The sequence below is a fragment of the Shewanella algae genome (assembly GCF_009183365.2).
GTDB lineage: Bacteria > Pseudomonadota > Gammaproteobacteria > Enterobacterales > Shewanellaceae > Shewanella > Shewanella algae.
The window spans coordinates 2,222,105-2,247,382 of the sequence record NZ_CP068230.1 but is presented as its reverse complement, the minus strand read 5'-3'; the positions used below and the strand labels follow the sequence as shown (position 1 = coordinate 2,247,382).

At 53.4% G+C, this 25,278-nt stretch carries 22 protein-coding genes and 1 pseudogene; 6 read left to right on the top strand and 17 right to left on the bottom strand.

Annotation, left to right across the window (positions count from 1 at the left end; translation table 11 throughout):
* Window position 1: 1 nt before the first annotated feature.
* The 10 genes from speB to E1N14_RS09965 all read right to left on the bottom strand — a co-directional run bounded on the left by speB (window position 2) and on the right by E1N14_RS09965 (window position 10,249).
* On the bottom strand, window positions 2–931 hold the full coding sequence (gene speB / locus E1N14_RS10010; protein WP_025009619.1) for an agmatinase: 930 nt from the start codon (window positions 929–931) through the stop codon (window positions 2–4).
* A gap of 31 nt (window positions 932–962) precedes the next feature.
* Entirely contained in the window at window positions 963–1,892 is a 930-nt protein-coding gene (locus E1N14_RS10005; RefSeq protein ID WP_025009618.1) for an adenosylmethionine decarboxylase, read from the bottom strand.
* 52 nt (window positions 1,893–1,944) lie between these two features.
* Complete coding sequence (speA, locus tag E1N14_RS10000) at window positions 1,945–3,858, bottom strand: biosynthetic arginine decarboxylase (RefSeq protein ID WP_025888969.1); 1,914 nt, start codon at window positions 3,856–3,858, stop codon at window positions 1,945–1,947.
* 28 nt (window positions 3,859–3,886) lie between these two features.
* Window positions 3,887–4,762, bottom strand: coding sequence for a polyamine aminopropyltransferase (gene speE / locus E1N14_RS09995; RefSeq protein WP_028779304.1), 876 nt, complete (start codon window positions 4,760–4,762; stop codon window positions 3,887–3,889).
* 107 nt (window positions 4,763–4,869) lie between these two features.
* Window positions 4,870–5,016 carry a hypothetical protein gene (locus tag E1N14_RS09990; RefSeq protein ID WP_093983023.1) on the bottom strand — a complete coding sequence of 49 codons (147 nt, stop codon included), beginning with the start codon at window positions 5,014–5,016 and terminating at the stop codon, window positions 4,870–4,872.
* A 478-nt stretch (window positions 5,017–5,494) separates the two neighbouring features.
* On the bottom strand, window positions 5,495–6,154 hold the full coding sequence (locus E1N14_RS09985) for a CoA transferase subunit B (protein ID WP_025009617.1): 660 nt from the start codon (window positions 6,152–6,154) through the stop codon (window positions 5,495–5,497).
* 15 nt (window positions 6,155–6,169) lie between these two features.
* Entirely contained in the window at window positions 6,170–6,871 is a 702-nt protein-coding gene (locus E1N14_RS09980) for a CoA transferase subunit A (protein ID WP_025009616.1), read from the bottom strand.
* 30 nt (window positions 6,872–6,901) lie between these two features.
* Window positions 6,902–7,672 (bottom strand): 3-hydroxybutyrate dehydrogenase, encoded by a 771-nt coding sequence (locus tag E1N14_RS09975; protein WP_044734375.1) that lies wholly within the window; start codon window positions 7,670–7,672, stop codon window positions 6,902–6,904.
* A gap of 36 nt (window positions 7,673–7,708) precedes the next feature.
* The gene (locus tag E1N14_RS09970) at window positions 7,709–8,941 is read right to left on the bottom strand and encodes an E22 family MetX-like putative esterase (protein ID WP_025009615.1); all 1,233 of its coding nucleotides are present in this window, start codon (window positions 8,939–8,941) and stop codon (window positions 7,709–7,711) included.
* A 9-nt stretch (window positions 8,942–8,950) separates the two neighbouring features.
* Window positions 8,951–10,249: a GntP family permease gene (locus E1N14_RS09965; protein ID WP_025009614.1), complete on the bottom strand. Its 1,299-nt coding sequence runs from the start codon at window positions 10,247–10,249 to the stop codon at window positions 8,951–8,953.
* 288 nt (window positions 10,250–10,537) lie between these two features.
* Here E1N14_RS09965 and E1N14_RS09960 point away from each other — a divergent pair, with 288 nt between their 5' ends.
* Together E1N14_RS09960 and E1N14_RS09955 are read left to right on the top strand one after the other, a co-directional pair.
* A complete protein-coding gene (locus E1N14_RS09960) occupies window positions 10,538–12,817 on the top strand; it encodes a TonB-dependent receptor (RefSeq protein WP_025009613.1) in 2,280 nt (759 codons plus the stop codon).
* A gap of 88 nt (window positions 12,818–12,905) precedes the next feature.
* The gene (locus E1N14_RS09955; protein WP_025009612.1) at window positions 12,906–13,550 is read left to right on the top strand and encodes a response regulator; all 645 of its coding nucleotides are present in this window, start codon (window positions 12,906–12,908) and stop codon (window positions 13,548–13,550) included.
* A 43-nt stretch (window positions 13,551–13,593) separates the two neighbouring features.
* On the opposite strand, the gene E1N14_RS09950 is transcribed toward E1N14_RS09955, so the two are convergent.
* Complete coding sequence (locus tag E1N14_RS09950) at window positions 13,594–17,046, bottom strand: PAS domain-containing hybrid sensor histidine kinase/response regulator (RefSeq protein WP_062793476.1); 3,453 nt, start codon at window positions 17,044–17,046, stop codon at window positions 13,594–13,596.
* Window positions 17,047–17,321: 275 nt separating this feature from the next.
* Between E1N14_RS09950 and E1N14_RS09945 the strand changes: the two genes are divergently transcribed.
* The 4 genes from E1N14_RS09945 (at window position 17,322) to E1N14_RS09930 (ending at window position 20,922) form a co-directional block, all read left to right on the top strand.
* The gene (locus E1N14_RS09945; RefSeq protein WP_025009611.1) at window positions 17,322–18,155 is read left to right on the top strand and encodes a CvfB family protein; all 834 of its coding nucleotides are present in this window, start codon (window positions 17,322–17,324) and stop codon (window positions 18,153–18,155) included.
* Between the two features lie 167 nt (window positions 18,156–18,322).
* A complete protein-coding gene (locus tag E1N14_RS09940; RefSeq protein WP_420877394.1) occupies window positions 18,323–19,027 on the top strand; it encodes a YceH family protein in 705 nt (234 codons plus the stop codon).
* A gap of 150 nt (window positions 19,028–19,177) precedes the next feature.
* On the top strand, window positions 19,178–20,020 hold the full coding sequence (locus tag E1N14_RS09935) for an ABC transporter permease subunit (RefSeq protein ID WP_025888958.1): 843 nt from the start codon (window positions 19,178–19,180) through the stop codon (window positions 20,018–20,020).
* Window positions 20,017–20,922 (top strand): ABC transporter ATP-binding protein, encoded by a 906-nt coding sequence (locus E1N14_RS09930; protein ID WP_025009608.1) that lies wholly within the window; start codon window positions 20,017–20,019, stop codon window positions 20,920–20,922. The genes E1N14_RS09935 and E1N14_RS09930 overlap by 4 nt, the downstream gene beginning before the upstream one ends.
* A 634-nt stretch (window positions 20,923–21,556) precedes the next feature.
* Here the strand turns inward: E1N14_RS09930 and E1N14_RS09925 are convergent.
* The 6 genes and pseudogenes from E1N14_RS09925 to E1N14_RS09905 all read right to left on the bottom strand — a co-directional run bounded on the left by E1N14_RS09925 (window position 21,557) and on the right by E1N14_RS09905 (window position 25,265).
* Window positions 21,557–21,766 (bottom strand): cold-shock protein, encoded by a 210-nt coding sequence (locus E1N14_RS09925; RefSeq protein WP_025009607.1) that lies wholly within the window; start codon window positions 21,764–21,766, stop codon window positions 21,557–21,559.
* Window positions 21,767–22,019: 253 nt separating this feature from the next.
* The gene (gene rlmA / locus E1N14_RS09920; protein WP_028779314.1) at window positions 22,020–22,823 is read right to left on the bottom strand and encodes a 23S rRNA (guanine(745)-N(1))-methyltransferase; all 804 of its coding nucleotides are present in this window, start codon (window positions 22,821–22,823) and stop codon (window positions 22,020–22,022) included.
* A gap of 43 nt (window positions 22,824–22,866) precedes the next feature.
* Window positions 22,867–23,667: a hypothetical protein gene (locus E1N14_RS09915; RefSeq protein WP_025009606.1), complete on the bottom strand. Its 801-nt coding sequence runs from the start codon at window positions 23,665–23,667 to the stop codon at window positions 22,867–22,869.
* A 382-nt stretch (window positions 23,668–24,049) separates the two neighbouring features.
* Window positions 24,050–24,121 (bottom strand): DUF4113 domain-containing protein, encoded by a 72-nt coding sequence (locus E1N14_RS09910; RefSeq protein WP_420877398.1) that lies wholly within the window; start codon window positions 24,119–24,121, stop codon window positions 24,050–24,052.
* A 16-nt stretch (window positions 24,122–24,137) separates the two neighbouring features.
* Window positions 24,138–24,282: pseudogene (locus E1N14_RS22035) on the bottom strand (S24 family peptidase); the annotation flags it as partial.
* A 512-nt stretch (window positions 24,283–24,794) separates the two neighbouring features.
* Window positions 24,795–25,265, bottom strand: coding sequence for a hypothetical protein (locus E1N14_RS09905; RefSeq protein ID WP_025009604.1), 471 nt, complete (start codon window positions 25,263–25,265; stop codon window positions 24,795–24,797).
* Between the last annotated feature and the right edge of the window lie 13 nt (window positions 25,266–25,278).

The following is a 25,278-nucleotide window of genomic DNA, read 5'->3' as shown; positions in this document are numbered from 1 at the left end:
CTTACTTGACTTTGCCCTGCCCCAGCGCCCAGACATGCAGCATTTCCAGGCCCAGAGTCGCGCCCGCCAGCGCAGTAATGTCGGCGCTATCGTAAGCAGGTGCCACTTCAACCACATCCATACCCACTATGTTGAGGCCCTTGAGACCGCGGATAATCTTCAGCGCCTTGTCACTGGTGAGGCCACCGCATACCGGAGTACCGGTTCCCGGCGCGAAGGCAGGATCCAGGCAATCGATATCAAAAGTCACATACAAAGGCATATCGCCAACCCGCGCCTTGATCTGCGCCACAATTTCATCGGCGGTCATTTCATTGGCCATGGCGGCATCAATCACCTGAAAACCGTGGCCTTCTTTGGTGTATTCGGTACGGATCCCCACCTGCACAGAATGAGCCGGATCAATCAAGCCTTCGTTGGGAGCATGATAGAACATGGTGCCATGGTCAAACTTGCTGCCCTGACTGTAGGTGTCGGTGTGAGCATCGAAGTGCAGCAGCGCCATCTTGCCAAACTGTTTGTGGTGCGCGCGCAACAGCGGCAGGGTCACAAAGTGATCGCCACCAAAGCTCAGCAGTGTCTTGCCGGAGGCCAGAACTTTGCTGGCAAAGTTTTCGGTGCGCTCGGTAAAGTCAGCGGCATCACCACAGTTGAATACCAGATCGCCGGCATCCACTATCTTGATATATTCGCTGAGGCTGAAATCCCAAGGCCAACGCTTCTCTTCCCAGGCCAAATTGGTCGAGGCATTGCGGATAGCTCCGGGCCCCATACGGCCACCGCTGCGACCGGTAACGGCCATATCGAAAGGCAAACCTATTACCACCACATCCGCATCGCTTTCTAGCGGTTTGAAATCCAGTGGCTGACGCAAATAACCAAACGCATTTGAATAAAGCGAGTAATCAGGTTTATCTGCTAAAGTGGTCATAAATACTCCAAAACTTGGCTAATGCCGATATTTACATGGACTCAGGGATCAGCACTTCGTGGCACATCTGCTGATAGTGACTGAAGCCAACATTATAACCCTGCTCCAGGGACAAAGAGCAACTTCCCAGACATAAATGTTCAGGGTAACCACGGGTGTCCAACTGGGCGTTGAAGCCGATGACATCCCAGCTGCCGGGATTGAGAATGGCCAGCAAACGGGCGAAGATATCTATCGGTTGCGCGGCGAGATCCAGATTGGTCTCGAAGCTGACATAAGAGCTGCTTTCCTGGGGCGTGATATGAATAGTCATATACTCTTTGCCGCGAATGCCGTTGATGGAATAACCAAAGGGCTCAAACAGGAAGTCATCAAACTGGAATTCGGGCAGCATCTCTTCCAGTGCCAGCAGTTGGCGCACCCCGGCGCAGCTTTGGTTATCGGAGCGCAGATAGTCGGCCGCTTCACCGCGAATGTGATACATCAACAGCTCACTGGTGGCATCACCGCTCTCGGCGCTGAAGGCCTTGTCACTGCAAAACAGGTAATGGTGATGGGAATCCAGATGACCGATACGGTACGCCACACCGGACAGTTTCTCTCTCAGTGCCTGTAAGTCCTGCTCAAAAGAGCTGGCCTGCAGGTGTGAAAGATATTCGTTTTTGCGCTGAAAAGTCGCAAAGGCTATCGCCTCTTCACCGAGGGAGTCGATAAAATGCAGGGTCGAGCGTGCCAGTGTGGTGGTACCACAGGTCAACATTAAAAATCTGTCGTCCCAAACAAACAGGCTCGACTCGCTGAGCAGATAGGCATCGCAATAATCATTGCTGACGGAAGAGAGGATTTCTGCATTGGCCTTGGCCACCATCTCTTCCCAGAAGGGCTTTCCCAGTGAGCGCAGCGAAGGCGTAGCCGGCGTCACTATCACTTCAATTTTTTTTTCTGAACCTTCAAAAAACATCTTTTATCTCTACTTGTTGCAGGCCCCGAAGGGCCTGCTGAATACACCGACCTTATGAAAAATCTTCCAGATAGGTATAACCCTTAAGACCCAATTGCAGCTCTTCAAGGATCGAGGTGCGTTCGTCTTCGGCAATATGCTGATTCACCAGCTCTTCGTAGGTGCGCATAAAGGACACGGCATCCAGGTTCACATAGCGCAGCACATCGGCCACAGTGTCACCGGACAGCACAGACTCTATGTTGGCCAGGCCGCTTTCATCGAGACGCACCACAGCCGAGTTGGTATCACCGAACAGGTTGTGCATGTCACCGAGGATCTCCTGATAAGCCCCCACCAGGAAGAAACCGATAAGATACGGGCTCTCGGCACTCCAGGCAGGAACCGGCAGTGTGGTTTCAATCCCCTGCCCGTCCACATACTGATCCACCATGCCGTCCGAGTCACAGGTGATATCCAGCATCACGGCGCGGCGCTCTGGCGCGGTATCCAGCCCGGTCAGCGGCAACACCGGGAACACCTGATCTATACCCCAGGCATCCGGCAGCGATTGGAACAGCGAGAAGTTAACGAAGAACTTATCGGCCAGTTTCTCATTGAGTTCATCAATGATGGGTCTGTGATAACGGTTCTTGTTGTTCATCAAGCCCTGCAGCTCGTGACAGACACGCAGGTTGGTCTGCTCCGCCCAGGCGCGCTCTTCCAGGCTAAGTTGCCCAAGAGCAAACAGAGCGTGAGCTTCGGCCAGATCCGATTGGGTATCGTGGAAAATCTCAATCAGGGCGCGGGAATCGGCGCGGCCGCGGATATCGCTCCAGGACTGCCACATGTTGTGCAGCAGCTGTGGGGCATCCTCTGCCGGTGGCTGGATATTCTCAGGGGAATAGGCCTCGGTACCGATAACATCCGTGATAAGTACGGCGTGGTGCGCCGTCAGGAAACGGCCGGACTCAGAGATAATCCTCGGCACCGGCTGCTCGTACTCGGCGCAGACATCACTCAGGGCGCTGACGATATTGTTGGCGTATTCGCTCAGGCCATAGTTCATAGAGTTGTTGCTTTGGCTGCGGGTACCGTCATAGTCCACCGCCAGGCCGCCGCCCACGTCGAAACAGTTGACCTTGGCACCCAGTTTTCTCAGCTCACAGTAGAAGCGCGCCGCTTCACCCACACCATGGCGAATATCGCGGATATTGGCAATTTGCGAACCCAGGTGGAAGTGCAGCAACTGCAGCGAATCCAGCATGTCGGCACTCTTGAGCTCGTTGACCACCCGCAGCACCTGCGCAGCAGACAGACCAAACTTGGACTTTTCACCGCCACTGGCCTGCCACTTGCCCTTGCCCTGGAACGCCAGGCGTGCGCGCAGACCCAGACGCGGAGTAACCCCAAGCTCGCGGGATTCCTGCAGTACCATCTTAAGCTCGGACATCTTCTCCAGTACTATGTAGACCTTGTGGCCCAGCTTTTCGCCTATCAGTGCCAAGCGGATATATTCTTTATCCTTGTAGCCGTTACAGACTATGACTGAGCTGGCCTTTTGTGCCATGGCCAGTACCGCCATCAGCTCAGGCTTACTGCCGGCTTCAAGCCCTAGTTGCGGTGCTTCTTTGCTGACCTGGCTGGCGAGGATTTCCTCAACCACTGTCTGCTGCTGGTTCACCTTGATGGGATAAACCAGCAGATAGTCCTCGCTGTACTCATACTTTTGAATCGCCTGATTAAAGGCCTGGCACAGGCTATCGACCCTGTGGTGCAAAATCTGCGGAAAACGGACCAGCACAGGCAGGTTAACACCGGCCTTCACCATGTCCTTGGCCAGTTCGTTCAGGCCGATTTTGCTGTCCGGATTCAAAGGATCCGGTGACACTGTCACCTCACCCTGATCGCTGATCCCGTAAAATCCCTGGCTCCAGTATGCGACGTTGTAGCCGACGCGGGCATCGTCAATAGACCAATCACTCATGTTCGTTAGCCTGTTATCAAAAAATGGGTTATGCGGTAACCGTCATCGCTGACGCGACCGCCTGTTCGACAAACGCCGGCAGCGCAAAGCTTGCCTGATGGATAGCCGGCGTGTAATAACGGGTGGTAATACCGGCCCGTTCAAAACGCTCTTCGAGAGTCGCCAGGCTATGCTGACGCGCCTCAAGATCATCGGTTGCCCAGGCAAAGGCCATGCTGCCACCCACATAGGTAGGCACGGCCGCCATATAGAACCGACACTCTTTCACATAAGAGCTCATGCGTCTGACGGTATTTTGCACTTCATCCAGCTGCATAAAAGGCACGCCGTTCTGAGCGACAAAAATCCCATTTTCATTGAGACAACGCTTACAGCCCTCGTAAAAGTCGGAACTGAACAGCACTTCTCCCGGACCAAGGGGATCTGTGCAGTCAGAGATAATCACATCAAATTTTTGCTGTGATTGCCTAACATAATCCATCCCGTCGCTGATCACCAAGTTGACTCTGGGGTCATCATAGGCACCTTGGGAATGGTTTGGAAAATAGCTTTTACACATTTCCACCACGGCGGCATCAATCTCCACCATGGTAATGGATTCAATCTGTTTATGTTTGACCACTTCCCGCAGCATGCCGCCGTCACCGCCGCCTATGATAAGCACCCGCTTGACATCGCCGTGGGCCAGAATAGGCACATGGGTCAACATTTCGTGATAGACAAACTCATCTTTCTCAGTGGTCTGGATGGCACCATTGAGCGCCATGACCCGTCCCATAGCGGCATTTTCAAAAATGCTCAGGTGCCACTGTTCGGTCTTTTGCTCGAACAGCACCTTTTCCACCTCAAAATACTGTCCGTATGCCGGATGCAGTGTCTCGTAGTAAATATTCTTGGCTTGCATTTAACCTAAAACTCTTGGTGTTGAATGTAAGGGTGGACAAATAACCCGTCCTCGGCGATTCAAAAATGAATGCCGAGTGAATGTATCGTCGTAGATGGACGACGGGCTCAGTTGGGACTATTGGCCTGTTCGCGGCCGGAATTGATGCGGATTAACGTGAGATGTTTCAAGCCGGTATTGTCATAGCTGACAATGGTTGAAAACCTGTGTTGTGGCACTTGGCGAACCAGTGCGGCAAATGAATGGCTGTGCATTAGCTAAAACCCTCTTAACCCCGTGTAAATGGTGCTTTGTTCATTTACACGGTTAATGACTCGTGAACCATAATAACCCTGTTACTCACGTTTGCCTGTCAGGACTGAATGTACCTTCAAAACGGCGCAATTAAACCTTGCTGTGCCCCATAATGCAAGCACGAATCACAGTTTATCCAAGGCTTTGAAATATAAACTACAGTTGCGATGTTCACCTATGCCATTTAAGCGAGCTTTTTTCGATTTATATCAATAAATTGAGCTTTGAAAGCTGATTTTATCTGTTCAAGATTTTTTAAATACTCAGGCTCCCTATTTTGATGGCCAGATACCGCTTTGGGTACCTGGTTTGATTCAATGCCGCCCCCTTGGGGAATTTGAGGGTGAAAACTCACCCTCAAACAAAGGTTTGTTATCTTGAAACCTGGCGATTCGAGCGCAAATCACGGCAGCTAAAAATGCCCCCCAATTTAGCGAATTAATCAAAGGTCATTTCCGGCACAGACTCGCCACAATGCAGTCTGCCCGCCGTCTTGGCACGGATCTCCTCAACAGTCACCCCCGGCGCGCGCTCCAGTAGATGAAAGCCGCCGTCACGGATCTCCAGCAGTGCCAAGTCCGTCAGCACCCGCTTGATACAGTTAACCCCGGTCAGCGGCAGCGTACAGCGCTCAAGCAACTTGGGCTCACCCTGTTTGCTGCAGTGCATCATGGTACATATAATGTTGGCCGCACCGGCCACCAGATCCATGGCGCCGCCCATTCCTTTGACCATCTTGCCTGGGATCATCCAACTGGCAATATTGCCCTGTTGATCCACCTCCATCGCCCCCAACACTGTGAGATCCACATGCCCGCCCCTTATCATGGCAAAGCTCAGGGCCGAGTCGAAAATCGCCGCGCCTTTGACCGCAGTGACCGTCTCCTTACCGGCATTGATCATGTCGGCATCTATCTTTTCCTCCAGCGGAAACGGACCCATTCCCAATAGACCATTTTCCGAATGCAGCATCACCTCTATCCCGGGTGGCAGGTAGTTGGCTACCAGAGTGGGAATGCCTATGCCCAGATTGACATAGTCACCGTCACGGATCTCTCTGGCGACCCGCATAGCCATCTGTTCGCGACTCAACGCCATAATGCTGTTCTCCTGTTAGCTGGGCCGAAAGGTGCGCTTTTCGATGCGTTTTTCAAACTGTCCCTGCACCAGGCGATCGACAAAAATCCCCGGCGTATGAATTTGTGATGGCGGCAGGCTGCCGGGCTCGACTATCTCTTCGGCCTCTACCACGGTTACCTTGCCCGCCATCGCTGCCAAGGGGTTGAAGTTCATCGCGGTGTGGCGATAGATGCAGTTGCCCTGCCAATCGGCCTTCCAGGCGCGAACCAGCGCAAAGTCGGCGACTATGCCGCGCTCCAGCAGATACTCCCGCCCTTCGAAATGTTCACTGGGTTTGCCCTCGGCCACCGGAGTACCGACTCCCGTGGCCGTGTAAAACGCCGGGATCCCGGCGCCGCCGGCGCGGATCCGCTCGGCCAGAGTGCCCTGAGGCACCAGCTCCACCTCCAGCTCACCAGTCATCATCAATTGCTCAAACAGAGCATTTTCACCCACGTATGACGCCACCATCTTGCGAATTTGGCGGTTTTGCAACAAGAGTCCAAGACCGAAGTCGTCGACGCCACAGTTGTTGGACACCAGCTCCAGATCACGCACCTCTCTGCGCACCAACTCGGCTATCAAGCCCTCGGGAATGCCACAAAGGCCAAAGCCTCCGGCAATGATCCGCATCTCATGGGTTATCCCCTCCAATGCCTGTTCATGACTGGCAACCCTTTTATCCAACCCGGCCATAGTGATTCTCCAGTGTCAGCCTGTCTTGCCTTATTGCGCGGTCCAGCCACCGTCCAACACCAGTGTCTGGGCGGTAATATTGCGCGCCGCCGGCGCCATCAAAAACGCTACCGAATGCACGATTTCATCGACGCCGATAAACGCCTTCTTCGGCATGGGGGACAGCATGATGTTGTCGATAACCTCTTGCTCGCTCATGCCGTGCTCCCTTGCCTGAGACGCTATCTGCGCCTCCACCAGCGGTGTTTTCACATAAGCCGGGCAGATAGTGTTGACGGTAATATCCCAGTCGGCGTTTTCTAGCGCTACTACCTTGCTCAGCCCCAGCAAACCGTGTTTGGCGGCCACATAGGCCGACTTGTACCTGGATGCCACCAGTGCATGGATAGAGCCGATATTGATGATGCGGCCAAAGTTGCGCTCCCGCATTCCCGGCAGCAATGCCTTGCAAAGCATCGCCGGGCCGGTGAGCATCACCTGTTGCAGCAGTTGCCACTTCTCGGCCGGAAAGGCATCGAGGCGCGCCACATGCTGCAGTCCGGCATTGTTGATGAGCACATCCACTTCAATGTCAGCCAGTTGCTCGGTCAGCGCTTCAATGGCCCGGGGGTCGGCGACATTGAGCCCAAGACCCAAGCAGTTGCCGCCGGCTTGATTGAGCGTGTTGGCGGCCAATATCGCCCGCTCAGGGTCGAGATCGCTCAGCAATATCCTGTGGCCAAAGGCCGCCAGCTCGGAGGCAATCGCCAGGCCGATACCGCTGGCCGCGCCGGTGATCAATACGGTTTTAGGGTCTTTCATACAGGCTCCTTAAATTACGCCCTGCGGCGGCGTGACTCAGTCCGCCAGAAATGTACGGATTTCATCACTCTTGCTCTGAATGGAGAACAAGCCATCGAGATGCCCCCAGGGGCCTTTAATTTCACTTATCTCTACCTCTTTACCCAGTTCCTTCATGGTGGCAGCCATCTGCCTCACTCTCTGGGGCCGCAGCAGCAGATCGCCACTGGCGGGCAGCAACAGGCTCTTGGCCTTTATCTTGGCCAAGGCGAGTTTCAGCTCGCCCCCTTGCCAATCGGCACTGAACAGTTGTGAGGCCCGTACCAGATACAGTACATGGTTGGCATCCTGCAATGCCGCCCTGGCCCCGGCGCGCTGTTGCAAGATCTGGCTGATTTGCGGCAGCGTGCGAATATCCGCCAGCGCGCCTTTGTCGGCCACAGTGAAATCCTTGAAGCTGGCCAGATAAGCCTCCGGCGCCATTGCATCCTGGGTGATATTGAGCAGCGCCGCGGTCAGCCCTGCCACCGGGGGCGCCTTGCCGTAGTAGTCGCCGCCGCGCCAGTTGGGATCCAGCCGGATAGGCAGGGCCCATTTTTCCAGTGCCGGTACGCTCCAGGCATCCATGCTGTCGGCACCGATAACATGAATGAGCCGCTCGACTCTGTCCGGGTAACTCACCGCCCAATCTAGCGCCTGAAATGACCCCATGGAGGCACCCATCACCGCATGGAGTTTTTCAATGCCGAGACTCTCCAGCAGCAAGCGCTGCACCTCGACGAAGTCATGAATGGTCACCACGGGGAAATCCAATCCCCAGGGTTTGCCGGTTTCAGGGTTGATACTGGCAGGCCCTGTGGTGATGGTATGACCGTCGTGCACATTGGCGTTGACCAGAGTGTCGGCGCTGACAACAAAGAAGCGATTGGTATCTATCGCCTTGCCCGGCCCTATGATGGCGTCCCAATAGCCGCTTTGGGGATCAGACTCGGCGTACTTGCCGGCGGCGTGGGAATTACCGGAAAAGAAATGAGTGATCAGTATGACATTGTCCTTGGCCGCATTGAGACTGCCGTAGCTTTCCCAGCCGACGGTCACACTGGGCAACACTTTGCCCGATACTGTGCGAAACTCAGTGGTGGTAAACGACTTTTTCTCCACCAGCATAGGCTGGGCGGCCGCTTTCAAGGACGAAGCAGCCGTGGCAGAAACGGACTCGGCCGAAGCCGGAGCACTGGCTTGGGCAATCCCAAGCAGCGCCACAAACATGCAGGATGCAAATAACTTCATATTCACCTCTTAAAACCAAATAAACAGAGCCAGTGCCAGCGCGACACCGATAAGGGGCAGCAGGGTCGTCAGCGCCGCCATCGCCCAATAGGCGCGCTTGTGGGTTTCCTTACAGATGGCTCGAATGGTGGTAACCACATAACCGTTATGGGGCAAGGTATCCAAAGCACCGGAAGAAATGGCCACCACTCGATGCAACTGATCCGGGTTCACCCCCATATCCAGATAATGGGGCGCCACCAAAGGCAGGGCTATCGCCTGGCCGCCGCTGGCAGAGCCGGTAAGGCCGGCAATCACGCTCACCGCCACCGCAGCCCCCAACAGCTCATTGCCCGGCATATTGGTCATCACCTCAACCGCAGTGGCAAAGGCAGCCGATGATTTGGCCACGGCGCCAAAGCCGACCACGGCGCTGGTATTGCCTATGGCCACCAAAGCGCCTGTGGTGCCGTCATTGACCGCCCGTCCCAGATGATGAAAATGGCGGAAGTTGATTAACATCAGCGTCAGCACCCCACCGAGCAAGGCAACTATCAGGGCATTTTGTGCCAGGGTATCGTGCAGCCAAAAGGAGATAACCAGCACCACAATGAGAGGGATCACCCCTGTGATGGGATGGGGCAGATCCCGCTCCGGCACTTCAGGATCATCACTGCGCGCCTCGAAACGCTCGCCTCTGGCGATGGCTCGGTTAATCATCCACTTGAGCCAGAAATAACCGCTGACCGCCATAAACAGGGCCACCACCAGGCTCACTTCCCAGGCGGCCCAGGGAGAGGTATTGAGGTATTTGATCGGGATCCAGTTCTGGATCTCAGGCGAACCGGCCGAGGTCATGGTAAAAGTCACCGAGCCCAATGCCAGCGCCGCCGGAATAAAGCGCCGCGGCAGATTGGCGTCCTTGAACAGCCCCAGCGCCATGGGATAGACGGAAAATGCCACAATAAATACGCTGACGCCGCCATAGGTCAGCACGGCACAGGCGGCCACCACGGCCAGCACCGCATAGCGGATCCCGAGTTTCCCCACAATAAAATGCGCCACCGCATCGGCCGCGCCGGTATCTTCCATAAACTTGCCGAACAAAGAGCCCAGCAAAAACATAAAGAACCAGGACGCCAGAAAGCCGGAAAAACCGCCCATATAGGCACTGACAAAGTCAGCCCCCGAGGCATCAAATAACGGAATATGGTTGCTCAGTGCCACCAAGGCCGCGCACAGTGGCGCGGCGACAAACAGGTTGACACCTCTGAGTGTCAAAATGATCAGCAGCAGTAAGCCACCGAAGAGTCCCAGCATACTCAACATAAGCCCATCTCTTGTTGTTGGCCGCCCTGTTCCGTCGCCGCAAATTTGCAGCGATTGATCAGGCGCCATTGTTAATTTTTTGCAACCAATTTTTGCAACCAAGAGAGTGACAAGCAAAAGCCGGATTGAACATAACACCATAGTGCTATACAAAAAATAACCAATAAATTTCAAATCATTAAATAACACTGTACTAAGGTGCTAATTCCCTTCTGCTTCCTTTGCTCTAGAGTAAACGCCGAAGTATTAACAAAAACAAAACAAACAAAACAGCAAAAGGACTTAATCATGAGTCAAGCCAAGATCCCCTACTCTCTGCTGGCACTGGCCATAGCTTCGGCACTGACACCGATAGCGGCTCAGGCAGAAGAAACCAACAATAAGGGCGAGCTGGAACGTATTGAAGTCACCGCCAGACGCACAGTGGAAAACCTGCAGGAAGTACCAGTCGCCGTCACCTCAGTCAGTGAGGCCGAGCTTAATGAACGCGGTATTACCGTGGTGACCGAAGTGCAGCAGTTCTCCCCCAATACCACGCTGCAGGCGAGTCGGGGAACCAACTCCACCATGACCGCCTTTATTCGCGGCGTGGGCCAGCAGGACCCGCTCTGGGGTTATGAGCCCGGCGTCGGTATCTATGTGGATGATATCTATATCGCCCGCCCACAGGGGGCGGTACTGGATCTGCTGGACGTGCAGCAGATAGAGATACTGCGCGGCCCTCAGGGCACGCTTTACGGCAAGAACACCATAGGCGGTGCGGTCAAGTATGTAACCAAGGTGATGTCCGGCGATCCCCAGCTGAATATTCAGGGCTCCTACGGCAGCTTTAATCAGAAAGATCTCAAGATCACCGGCCAGTATCCGTTGATAGACGAGCAGCTGTATCTGGGCTTTGGCTATGCCAACCTCAACCGCGATGGTTTCGGTGAGTTTTTGACCTCGGCCGAGCCGAACCAGGACAAAGAGAACTACAACAAAGATCTCAGTGCCATGCGACTCACCCTGGAGTATCACCCGACAGACTCACTGTTTTTCCGCCTCGCCTGGGATAAAACAGACGATAAGTCCAACGCCAAGGGGGGCTATCGCCTGCTGCCGAGTCTGCTGACCAATGCCCCGGTACCGGACAGCAAGTTCGACTCCTACACCAGTCTGCCCACCTGGAACGAGGTGGACCTCGAAGGTTGGAGCTTCACCGGCAGCTGGGACATAAACCACTCAACGCAGCTGAAATATATCGCGGCCAGAAGAGAGAGTTACTCACCCACCAACATAGATTTCGACAACACCTCACTGCAGATTTTCGACGTACCGGCCATCTATGACGACGAGCAAACCACCCATGAGTTGCAACTGCATCACAGCGGCGACAACTATAAGCTGGTGTCCGGTCTTTACTACTATGATGCCGAGTCCTGCGGCCAGTTTCAGGCGATTCTCGAAGAGCTTGGAAAGGCGCTCAACGCCCCTGGGCTGACCCGTGAAGTGAGCGGCTGTTCCAACTCCACCAGCAAGGCGGCCTACATTCAGGGCAGCGTAGACTTGAGTGACAGCTGGTCCATAACCCTGGGGCTGAGATACACCCAGGACGAAAAGCAAGCCTATGTCCGCAACGGCCTGATATTCGATACCGTCTATCCCGAATCCGGCTGGGTGCCGGGCTATGTCCGCCCCGAAGGCGACTTGGTGCCCTTGGTATTGGACGACAGTGAAGACTGGTCCAAGCTGACCCCAAGAGTCGGGGTGGAATACCAGTACTCGGATGACATCATGTTCTTTGCCAGTTACGCCCAGGGCTTCAAATCCGGCACCTTTAATCCCAGGGCCGAAAGCGCCGAGCCGGCGGCAGATCCTGAAACCGTTGACAGCTTCGAGCTGGGGATGAAGAGCGAATGGGGCCGCAACTTAAGGGCCAACCTGACCCTGTTCAGCCTGGATCATAAGGACAGGCAGTATATCTCTGTATTGCCGGGCGACACGGCCGCCGACCTCAATCAGCGCCTGGGTAACATAGGCTCTTCGGAGGCACGTGGCGCAGAGCTTGAGATGACCTGGGTGGCCACAGACGCGCTGAACTTTGACCTGGCGGTGGGCTATATCGATGCTGAATTCAGTGAAGTGTTCGATACCGACCCTGTCACAGGTGAAACCTTCGACAAATCGGACAGGTTTACCATAGCCAATACCCCGGATCTCACCTTTAACCTGGGTTTCACCTATCGCCTCTATGCCGATATCGGTGAGTTTGTCTTTAACGGCAACTATTACTATCGCGGTGATTATGTGCTGTTTGAGGAAGACAGCCTGCTAACCCAGGACGCCTACGGCCTGTTGAATCTGGGGATCACCTGGTATAGCAATGACGGCAGCTGGTATGCCGGCCTCTATGGCAAAAACCTCACCGATGAAGAGTACCTTATCGGCGGCTATCAGTTTGTCACCCCGGATCCGAGCGATCCGACAGATGTCAGCAAGTACACCCCGGGACTCGGTGGCGACAACACCCTGATTGGTTATTACGGTGATCCACGCACAGTGACCCTGACGGTAGGCTACCGCTTTTAATCCGTACCCCGAACAAGGCTTACCCTAGGGTAAGCCTTGTTTTTATTGATACTTTCCCGTATAAAATTTGAAACCCGGAGCCCTTAGGATGAGTCTGGTGAAAGCCATAATTGCCGATGATCACCCGCTGTTTCGCAGCGCCCTCAAGCAGGCCGCCGCCTGCGTATTGGATGAAGCACAGATACGCGAATGCGCCGATCTCGAGGGGTTGTTTGAGCTGCTCGGGCGACACAGTGAAACTGAGCTGGTGTTTCTCGACCTCGGCATACCAGGAGCCAATGGTTTGCAGGGACTGTCGCAACTGCGCAATCAATATCCGGATGTGTTGATCATCATGGTGTCGGCCACCGAAGCACCGGCGATTATGCAGCAAGCCATCGCCCTGGGCGCTTCGGCCTATGTGCCCAAGTCCTCGCCGCTGGAGCGGATATCCGAAGCCATCGCCGAGGTGCTCAATGGCGAAACCTGGCTACCGGCGGATTTGGCGCTGGACACTCTGGACGCCGATGACGAGCAGACGGACTTTGCCAGAAATCTGGAAAAACTGACGCCGCAACAATACAAGGTGCTGGCGATGATTGCCGATGGCCTGCTCAATAAGCAGATAGCCTATGAAATGCAGGTGCAGGAAACCACGGTCAAGCAGCATGTATCGGCCATTCTGCGCAAGCTCGGCCTCAACAACCGAACCCAGGCCGGCATCCGCTATAACCAGCTCAGCCGCCCCGAATAACGGTTTCCCCTTCCCCACAAAGCGCTTTATTTAAAAGCGCGCCTCAATTGAGCAAACGCTTGATACTGCGCCTGAGCGCCGGCAACTTCAGTGGCTTGTAAAGCAAGGGGAAACCGGCATCACTGACCTGCTCGCGAATGCTTTCGGCCTGATTGGCGGTATTGATAATCACAGGTAATCCGGACAACCCCTGGGAGGCCAACAGCTCAACCCCGGTGAGACCGGCATCCAACTGATAATCGACTATCAAAAGTTGCGGCAAGGGCAAACGCGCTTGCAGTTCAGCCAACTGTTCGGCGCCGGTGGCCTTTTCTATCTCGCAGCCCCAACTGCCCATGACCTGCCCCAGGGCTTCGAGCACGGTTTGATCATTATCCACCAGCCAAACCCGCAACCCGGCAAAATCGGACTCACTCTCCAAAGTCTTGGGTTTGACCGCGGCCACAGCCCCCGGCAGCGACTTGCATTGCAGCAACAAGGTAAACTGAGTACCGGTCCCTACCTGGGAACCCAGTAGCAAGGGGATGTCCAACAGATCGCAGATACGCTTGGTAATCGCCAGCCCAAGCCCCAGTCCTTCGGCGTTACCGCGGCTGCCGAGCTGCTTGAACTCTTCAAATATGGTCAGTTGATCTTCCTTGGCGATACCAATGCCCGTGTCTTCCACTATCAATGACAAGAGTCCGTTTTCAAGATAGGTCTTCAGCCGCACTTCACCCTGCTCGGTATAACGAATAGCGTTGCTGAGCAGATTACGCAGCACACGTTTGAGCAGCGCCTTGTCGGTATTGAGCAGCACTTCCTGACTCTCGAGATGAAAGCCTATGCCTTTTTGCGCCGCAAGCGCCTGATACTCGTGCCTGAGGGGATCTATGATTTGCCGCAATGGAAATTCACTGACATTCACCTTGAAGGCTCCGGCGTTGAGCTTGGTCAGTTCCAGAATACTGCTGAGCAGCTCTTCGGCGCTGCCAAGGGAGCTGCGGATATTATCGGCCAGGGTTTCCAGCTCACTGCCCCTGGCTTTATCACTCATCAAGGAGCAGAACAGGCTGGCGGCATTGAAGGGTTGCAACAGATCGTGACTGGCGGCGGCAAAAAAGCGGGTCTTGCTCTCGGTTGCCTGCTCGGCCACCCGTTTGGCATTGGACAGTTCACGGTTGGCCTGGGTCAACGCCCGGGTGCGCTGGTTGACCTTTTCTTCCAGCGAGGCATTGACGTGTTCCAGCTGGCGCTGCTGGCTGACAAAGTCGGTCACGTCCGTATAGGTGGTCACAAAGCCGCCACCGGGTAAGGGGTTACCCTGCATCTCATACACCCGGCCATTGCTGTGGGTGCGCTGATACTTATAGGCACTGCCCTGACGCAGATAGTCGAGACGCTTGGCAATTTCCTGCTCGGGATCCTCGCCACGAAACATACCTCTGTGGGCGTTGAGGCGAATGATCTCTTCCACCGGCCGACCTATATAGAGCGCCTCATCCGGGTAGAGAAACATATCCTTGTAGCCCTGATTCCAGGCCACCAGCCTCAGCTGGGAGTCCACCACACTGATCCCCTGTTGGATATTTTCTATGGTCGATTGCAGCAAGTCGCGATTAAAGCGCAGCACTTCGCGGGCCTCATCGACAAATTCGGCCACCTGCTCCAGCCCCTGATGTTTCTCATCTTTGGCGGCATCGATAATCAACCTGGCCGAAGCGCCGCCGACCATGGCGGCGAGCTCTCTCTCGACCAGCTGTTCGGTTCGCACCGGCGCATCCACTTTCCAGTGATTGGGATCCAGCGGGAACTCGCTGGCAACCAACTGACTGGCCGAGTCGGCTTCGCCGAAGCGTTTCAGCAAGGCCGCCAGATCATGAAAACTCAAACTGGCCTTGGGCACACCTTCCCGTCTGTCATCCCGGCTGATAACAAACTTGCTGCTCTGCAGCCGCTCGGCGAGCCCCGCCGGGCGCAGTACAGGCAGCAAGATATACACCATTAAATTGAGCCCAAGCGACAGCAGCATGGACTGGGTAATATCATCCAGCCCTAGCCCAAGTAGATCCCGCGGCGCCAAAGCCTGAACACCGAATGGGCCATTGTCGAGCCAGGGCTGGTAACCGACTGCGCCTATCACCAGGTTCGGCAGCAGCAAGGTATAAAACCACACCAGCGAGCCAGAGGCGATCCCCAGTTGTGCCCCGAGACAAGAGGCCTGACGCCACCATAAACCTATGATCAGCGCAGGTGCAAACTGTGCCACCAGGGAAAAAGACATCAAGCCCACCATGGCCAGGGAGTTGGTATCGGCCAGTATTCTGTGGGTGAAGTAACTCAGCAGCAACAGCGCGAAGATCACCGCCCTTCTGGCCTGCAGCAAGGCGTTTTGGCTGAGGCCGCGACTGCCGGAGGCCAGCGATGAGCGCCGCAGAATAAACTGATTGATAAAGTCGTTGGTGATCATGATTGACAGCACTATCGCCGAGACTATCACCATGCTGGTGGCCGCCGAAAACCCGCCGAGAAACACCATCAGGGAAACGGCGTGATTCTCTACCGCCATCGGCAAGGCCAGTACGAAGGAGTCCGGCGCCACCTGCTCCTTACCGAACCATAACAGGCCGGCTACCGCGATAGGTAAAATAAACAGATTGATAAGAATGAGATACAGCGGAAACAGCCAGCGCGCCGTACTGAGATGGCCCTCGCCGCCCGGTTCAATAAACTGCATATGAAACTGACGCGGCAAACAGAACATGGCCAACACCCCAAGCAGGGTATGGGTGGCATAGATGTAGCCGGAGTCGACCTCAAAGCTCAAGCGCCCTTCGGCCTTGGCGCTCTGAGCCTGTTGCCAGAGTGCCAGCGGGCTGTCGAACAAACCGAAACAGACAAACAGTCCAACCGAGATAAAGGCAGCCAGCTTCACCAGCGATTCAAACGCCATACTGGCCACCAGCCCCGGGTTGTGCTCGCTGGGTCTTGGACGCCGGGCACCAAACAGTACGGCAAACAGCGCCAGCAGCAACATGATATAAAAGGTACTGTCTTGCCAGAATCCGCCGGAGGAAACTTCTTCACCCGTGAGCATGGCGATACTTTCCGAGGTGGCCGACAGCTGCAACGAAATATAGGGCACTATGGCAATCACGGAAATAAAAGACACCAGCCCGGAGAGGCTGGAAGACTGGCCATAGCGGCTGGCGATAAAGTCGGCCAGGGATGTGAGTTTTTCATCGCGGCAGATTTGCGCCACCCGGCAGTAAAGCCGCCAGCCAAATAGAAACAGGATCAAGGTACCGGCATAGGTGGGCGCCAGCCACCAACCATGATTGGCAGCCTGGGCCGTGGTACCGAAAAAGGCCCAGGAGGTGCAGTAGACGCCGAGTGTCAGGCTATAAAACAGCGCCCGAAAGCGTTTAGGTTTATATTTATCCGCCCACCAGGCGATGATAAACAACAGCGCGAGATACAAGAGTGCCAGCAGGCTGACGGACCAGATAGAGAACATAGGCAAAGGTTTTTATTTTCAGCTTAACCAGTTCTGCTGCAAAAAGCAGCGCTAACTTTAGTCTTATTCAAACTTAGGGAAGTCTGACTTCGACAGGCCCCGGCATGCCTTCAGTCAGATGCCTTGAACGCCAATTGCTGTGCAAGCCACGCCCTACAAAAGAGAAGGCCACGAGGACTTATTCGCACCTCCCTAACAAAAGGCACGGGCATAGGTGGGCGCAATCCGTTATAATCCGCCGCAGCTGAAACAAAGTTAATCAGGTTCAAAAACAGATGGCAGAAATAGGTCAAAGTTGCACCCTGGAAGTGGTCAAACAGGTTGATTTCGGGGTTTACCTCAACGCTCATGAGTTGGGACAGGTGTTATTACCCAATAAAGTGGTGCCCAAGGGTTGTCAGGTTGGCGACAAGTTGGAGGTGTTCCTCTATCTGGACTCCAACGACCTGCCCATCGCAACCACTAAAAAGCCCCTGGCTCAGGTGGGTGAGTTTGCTTATCTCAAGGTGGTTTCCATTGGTCGGGTCGGTGCCTTCCTCGATTGGGGACTGGAAAAAGATCTGCTGCTGCCCTTCGGTGAGCAGCACAAGCAGGCCGAAGAAGGCCGCAGTTATCTGGTCTATGTTCACCGTAACCGCGCCGACGAGCGGATTGTCGCTTCGTCCAAAATCGATAAGTTTGTCGATAAGAGCCCGGCTTGGTACAAGAATGGTCAACAGGTTGACCTTATCATCGCAGGTACCACAGATCTCGGCTACAAGGCGATAGTCAACAACAAGCATTGGGGCGTCATCTATCAAAATGAGGTGTTCCGTAAGCTGAAGTTTGGCCAAAAGCTCAAGGGTTATATCAAGCAGGTGCGTCACGACAACAAACTGGATCTGACCCTGCAAAAGGCTGACCGTCAGGAGTTGGATCAGCAATCACAGCGGATCATGAAGAAGCTGGCTCAGGCCGGCGGCTTCCTGCCCTACAGCGACAAGACCTCGCCCGAGGTGATCTACGCCGAGCTCGGCATGAGCAAGAAGGCCTTCAAAAAAGCCATCGGCGGCCTGTTCAAGGCCGGAAAACTGCGCATCGAAGATGACGGTATCCACGCCAATAATTGAACAAAGAACTGGCAAAGAATTGAGCAAAAATAACGCGCCTGCCCTATTCAGGAAAGGCGCAGCCGAGGAAAACCGCGACATCGGCTCAAGGCTCTGATATAACTCAAAAACACTGAGTAAAATGTCGGTCAGTTGGCCGACATCTGCCTTGAATGGAACTGTCAATTATGTTGCAACTCAATGCCATCGAAGCCAGAGTGATTGGCTGCCTGCTGGAAAAAGAAGTCACCACTCCGGATCTTTATCCCCTGTCTCTCAATTCACTGACCCAAGCCTGCAATCAAAAGACCAGCCGCGATCCCGTGATGGAACTGAGCGAGTCTGAAGTGCAGCAAGCCTTGGACAGCCTGAGTAAAAAACGTCTGCTGAGTGAGCAATCCGGCTTTGGCAGCCGGGTCATAAAATACCGCCACAGATTCTGTAACACTGAATTTGGCGAGCTGCAGTTTTCCCCGGCGGAGCTGGCGATAGTGTGTTTGTTGCTGCTGCGCGGCGCCCAAACCGCAGGTGAACTCAGAAGCCGGGCTCAGCGGCTGTTTGAATTTGACGGCCTGCCACAAGTGGAGCAAACCCTATTGGCGCTGAAAGACAAAGGCTTTATCCGCCAACTGGCCAGGGAGCCTGGAAAACGTGAGATACGCTTTGCCGAGAACTTCACCGAGAATGATGGTGTATCTGAAGGTTCCGGCGGCGCAGATACCACTCAGATTGCCAATCAAGCTGCAGCTCACCATGAAGGTGAGCGCGAAAGAGAGCCAGAAACGGCGAGCCAGAGCCGGATAGCCTTGCTTGAACAAGAACTGGCGACAATGAAGCAAGAGCTGGCTTTACTAAAACAGGAATTGGCCGAGCTTAAGGCGCAACTGGCATAATTGGCCTTAAAAACGACAGCTACGGCTTGAAATAGCGGCCAGGCGTTGGCCTGCCTGGCCTCATGGTGTTAGGCTGGCGTCTTATCGGCAACCCAGTGCTTGCTCCGGTCGCTGCAAGGACTCCATATTTGGAGCAAAACAAGGAACCACATGACAACTGCAACTCACAGCACTCATCCCGGAGGGCTGAAAAACGCCCTGCAACTCGCGGGATTTGAACTCTATAAACTCATTTTCCACCGCCGTGGCACCCTGGCGATGATAGCTTTCGCCCTGGTGTGGCTGCTGATCCTCGCCTATCCGGTCCGAGGTGCCGCCAGCTTTCTGTTGAACCCGGACTTCAAGCATTTTGTTACCGGCGCCTTCGGTGAAGGCACTCTGGATCAACTGTTTGCCTGGCCGGTTGCCGAGCAAGCCGTCTATTGGGTCATCAGTCTCTACCTGTTCCCCATGTTCAGCATTCTTATCTGCGGCGATCAGTTCGCCTCGGACAAAAACCGCGGCACACTGCGCTTCCTCAGCCTGCGTTCGGGCCGCGATGCCCTCTTCTTCGGCCGCTTCCTCGGCATGATGTTGATCCAATTGCTGTTGGTTGTCATCACAGTCATAGCAACCGTATTTTTGGCCATGAGCCGGGATATGGCGTTGGTGCTACCCGCGCTGACTTCCGGCTTGATGATGACACTCAATCTGGTATTGATCCTGCTGCCCTACACCGCCCTGATGGCGCTGTTCTCACTCTGGGCAAGCTCGGCCAGATTGGCCAGCGTTTTTGCGGTGCTTTTCTTTGCCGCCATGATGATAGTAATGGCGGTTATCAATGCTCAGCTGCCCATGCTCTCTTTCATCGGTTATCTGGTGCCCGGAGCACAGATAGATGCCATGCTCAATGCCCAGCCGCTAACGGCACTGTCAAGTGCTTGGTTGCCGCTGCTGCAAACCATTGGATTATTGGCGATAGGCCGCACCATGATGCAGCGAGGTGATCTATGAGTCTGATTAACTGTAAAGGCCTGAGCAAACTCTACGGCGGCAAGCGGGCATTGGATTGCGTCGACTTGCAACTGGAGCCCGGTAGTCCCATCGCCCTGGTCGGCCCCAACGGTGCCGGCAAGACCACCTTAATGAGCCTGCTGCTGGGTTATATACGTCCAAGTAGTGGTGAAATCACTGTGATGGGACAGCGCCCGGGTAGTAGCGAACTTTTGGGGCAGATCTCTGCCCTGCCCCAGGACGCCGCCCTGGATCCCGGCTTCAGCCTGCTGACTCAATTCAGCCTGTTTGCCCGCATGCAAGGTATGGGCGCCGAAGCTGCCAAGGCTGAATCCATGCGGGTGCTGGCGCTGGTAGGCCTTGAGGACGTCGCCAATCAAAAACCCAACTCTCTGAGTCATGGTATGGGGAAACGCGCCGCGATTGCTCAGGCGCTGATAGGCAACCCCAAGTTGGTGCTGCTGGATGAACCCACGGCCGGACTGGATCCCGCCAACGCCCGCAAAATTCGCGAGTTGGTAGAATCCCTGAGCGCAGACACCACCTTTATTATCAGCTCCCACAATCTGGATGAGCTGGAAAAGCTCTGTGATAGAGTGCTGTATCTGGACAAAGGTAAACTGAGCCAGTCGGTCACCATGCAGCAGAGCAGCGCCGAAGCCTATCTGACGTTGCAGATGCAACACTGTGATCAGGAAAAACTGCTGGAGGCACTCTACGCCCTTGAAGGTGTTTACGAGGTCTCGGCCAAGGGCAAACAAAACTACCTTATCCGTTACCAACCGGAGAAGGACACCTTGGATATCGAGCTGCTGCAGCTACTCAAGCAAAATGGCTGGCAATATCGCAGCCTGATGCGAGGCCGCACACTGGAAGATACCCTGTTCGACGGCGCAGCCTGAATCTCAGCCACTCGTCTATACCTGTCGAGCCCTGACACGCAAAAACCTATGCCTTGGCATAGGTTTTTTCTTTCGTCTACAGCAGGTTAGTGTCACGCTTTTACTTTTTTAATCGAACCACCCAGGGTATTTTCACCTAGCCCCGCTATTTACACTCATTCATATCAATTTGTATCAAAATCAGTTTGCAGCAGCTTAATCACATCCCTTTCTACTTTATGCCTGCTATTTTCACCAACAAAGTCTTGGGAAAGGCACAAGTGCGTTATTTTTCGTAAGGAGTGGCTTGGGCCTGACAGAAGTCGTACCGGGGGCCTGCCAAAATCGGATAAATCAGAGACTCAATTGCGGTTATCGGGATAAATGAAGGTATATTTTTTAAAACAGAGTAATAGCTTGAAATAAGTTAATCTTAATTTGAGAGATCACTACAAATTAGAATAAAAGCTCTAGCCAGAGACCACTTGTTGAAGAGATAAAAGACTGAAGAGATAGAAATTGAGCGGGCTTAACTATGAAGACATAAAAAGCCAATACATAAAATCAAGGCATAAAAAAACCGCGCTTCCTTACACCAGAAAGTGTAGGCTCGCGCGGTTTATTACTGTATCGCTCGGGTTACCCCGAAAAGCGATTAGCCGATAACAGAAACGTTTTCAGCTTGAGGACCTTTCTGGCCCTGAGTAACAGTGAAGGATACTTTCTGACCTTCGTCCAGAGTCTTGAAGCCGTCAGAGTTGATGGCGCGGAAGTGTACAAACACGTCTGGACCAGACTCTTGCTCGATGAAACCGAAACCTTTGTCAGAGTTGAACCACTTAACTACACCAGTTACTTGTGACATGATATAAATCCTGTAAATAAAACTATCTTTTAAGCCTTAACGGCGGTGGAGCTGAAAATGCCGGTATTACTTATGTTTACAGGACGAACTGGTCGTATTGAAGACATAAAAATAAGCCCAACTTTCAAGCTAAGTAGACTATAAATCATTCTGGAGATAAGTCAACAAACTTAATTGAGCCCTTGAGGTTTTTTTTACTTAAATTTCGAGTATTTGCCGTAACAAGTTGAAACCTATCTTATAGTTCTACGTCTTATGTATTACGCCGGTAAACCTGAATGTAAAAATCCAGCTCACAACCCAATCCCTCAGCCTGCAGCTGCTGTTTTTGTTCGGCGCTGAGCTTCCAAGCATAGGGAGTCATCTCCAAAAAGTCATTGCAAACCTGCCCGGCCGGTAAAACCAGCGGCCACTGCAATCGCTCATCATGCAGCAGACCAAAACCCGGTAGCTCTGACTTGGTCGGCTCATGCTCTCTTGGCTCACTGTAGATGATCTCTTTCAACTGAAAGTGATGTCTGGGGCCTGGGGATACACAGATAAAAATGCCGCCTGGCCTACACACCCGCGCCAACTCCTTATCTTTTGATGGCGCATAGATACGCAACATGAGCTCAAAAGCAGCATCGGCAAAAGGCATGTCGTAGGCGCTGGCCACACAAAAGCGCATCTGGGGATGTGCCTTGGCGGCGTAGCGAATCGCGGTTCTGGAAATATCCAATCCATAGAGTTCGCCACCAACAGCTTGTTGCAAACGCTCGCTGTAGTAGCCTTCACCGCAGCCCAGATCCAAAATCTCGGGTTGTCCCTTGCCATACTCCAGCGCCAGCTCGTTGACCCTGTCGCTGAGAGCCTGATAATAGCCGGCGTTCAAAAAAGCACGCCTGGCCTGCATCATCTGCTTGTTGTCACCGGGATCGCGGGAGTTTTTCTTCTGCACCGGCAACAGGTTGACATAGCCTTCCTTTGCCTGATCAAAACTGTGGTTTTGGCCACAACGCCATTGTTTTCCGTCCTGCACCAACTCGCTGCGGCACAGGGGACAAATATAAGTCATGCATTACTTCCATCAGAATCGGGCTTTGCAGCCCAAGGTGGTTTTACTCTTCGTCGGTCAACTGCCTGACCATGGCATTGAGCTCCGGCGATGACAAGAGTTCATAGCACTCAAGCGCGCGCCTGAGCTTTTCTTCGGTGCCATCATGGTTGGCACTCTGGCGGTAATTGGGACGCTCAAGCGACTGATTATAACATCGCAGCAGCCATTGACGTTTCTGGGATAGACCTGTGAGCAGATGCCAGACTTCGTTGAGCAGGCCTTCGGGCAATTTAGCCCCATGCGCCTGCTGGTATCGTTCCAGCCTGATTCGAGCCTGAGTCACTTCACTGAGTTGCACCGCCAACTTTTCACTACTGGCTTGATAATCCTGAGCTTCGGCCAACGCTGTCTTGGCCAGAATGATCTCTCTTGGCTCCTGTGACAAACGCAAATCCTGCTCCAGAGGCAGCAGCTCGAATCTGCCGGTTTGTAACGAGCAGAGAAATGTCTGCCCCGGCCATAAATCGAGACACACTCCCTGCCTCAGGGCAGCGATGCAACTTGAAGTACTGGTTCCAACTTCAGAGTAAAGTCTAAAGCCCTGACCTGCCGTGCGCGACACTCCATCCTTCCTGACGGATTCCAAGGGTAGCAACTGCTGAGTCAGAAAAGGTTGCAGCCTCAAAATAAACTGCCCCTGCGAAGCCTTGTCTTCTCCTTCAAGCATTACCCACTCAAGCAGCGGCGAGCGCAAGGCCTCCGACAACACAAAATCACTGACACTGTCCGGCAGGCTGAGGCACAACCTGGTCGGCATTGAAAGATTGACTATGGTGGGTGAACTGAAAAACTGACTGTACATCTGCATCCCTTCGGGTAATCCGAACCTCGTTGTCCCTGCCGGCAGGCCGCTTATTGTAACCAGAGGCCATCGATTCACCAAGGGCGGTTTTTAACCGAAATACCAGCGATAATACTGGCAAAATCCCATTTCCGTAAAAAAATGTTAAGATAAGCTTTTGTCTACAGAGCCAAAGTCATCAGCATGAGTCAAGCCCAACCTCAGCCTTCCATATTCTGGCATGATTATGAAACATAAAAATACAAGGTGTTGATTGAAATCAGATTTTCAAAGATAAACTTTTCTAAAATGTACGCATCAATGTACACAGCGCTCATTTACCACTTATATAGACCATTTGTGTCATGGGATTCAGCCCGCCTCCCCCGCTCTTCCTTAACCTTCACTTACAGCTGATTATTGGTAAGTGATGCCAATTGGTAGTGTATTGCGGGGTTAGTAATTGACGCCTCATTGACCATTTCTGTTCAATCCCCTGCTGCTTGTCCTATGAATGTAGCACTGGGATGTTCAACCAAGAGCTCATCTAAAGCTCAACGGAAGTTGATAATAATCCGCTGCCGGGCTTTCGAAGCCTGTTATCCCGGCTCTTGCGAGTAAAGGAATGACTTTCATTTGACACAAACAATACTGTATATACATACAGTTTAGTGTGCGATTTGGGGATTATTTAAGTTGATGTACCCGTTAACGGGTACAGGTGACGGGGAAATGAACAATGGCTAGTATGGGAAACACTGTAAACCATGAAGGAAAGACGATGACATTCACTAGCTTGCTATCATTTACCAAGCAGAATAGTTACAAGAATAGTCAACCTGATATAGTTCGTGTAACCCAATACGTTTTAGATCACGGGAAAAATGGATTCAGCGTGCTCTCTGCATCAAATTCGAAGGAGCTAAACGGTATAGGTGTTCACACCGTTGCCACGGTACTGCGGAGCATTTGCTTGGATCTATGGGAAGGCCATCTGGAATTCAATACTAAGGTAGATTCAACATACTCGCATGCATCCTATGTAAAATGGGAGCTTACCCCGCAAGCGTACAATGACCATATTTCCCATCGTTCACTGCTGATGTCCAAATGGTCATTGTGGGCTACGTTACTGGCGCTGTTAGTTGCTATTGGGAGTTAGAAAAACTCTTGCTGCCACCAGGATCGACCACATACCCCCCTTCCACTATCGCATAAGACGGAAATCCATAACGGGGTTCGGTGAACCGATACTCTTTGTAATGCTTACCGTCTTTATAATACTCATAAACGTTGTATTGCTGAGGCCCAGCAATACTCAGCATTTGGCTCTCGGTCATACAAATAGCCAAATGCCGCCAACGTATTGCATCACGTGGTATTTTTTTCCCATAACAAGGGTGATTATTGGTCATGTCTGTGGAAGGTTTTTCTTCCACCGCAGGTTCATATTCCACTTTAGGTGGGACCCGGTATTCAACGTTGGATCCTTGTCGAAGCTCTAACGGCTTGCTGTCAATGCTACATGGCTCTGCTTGGAAAACCCCAGGCTCGCACTCGTACACCTCTGCAAATGCTGCCGAAGAACCCAGGGCCAATATTAGCGCTATCGTTCTCATGCTGCTGTTCCTC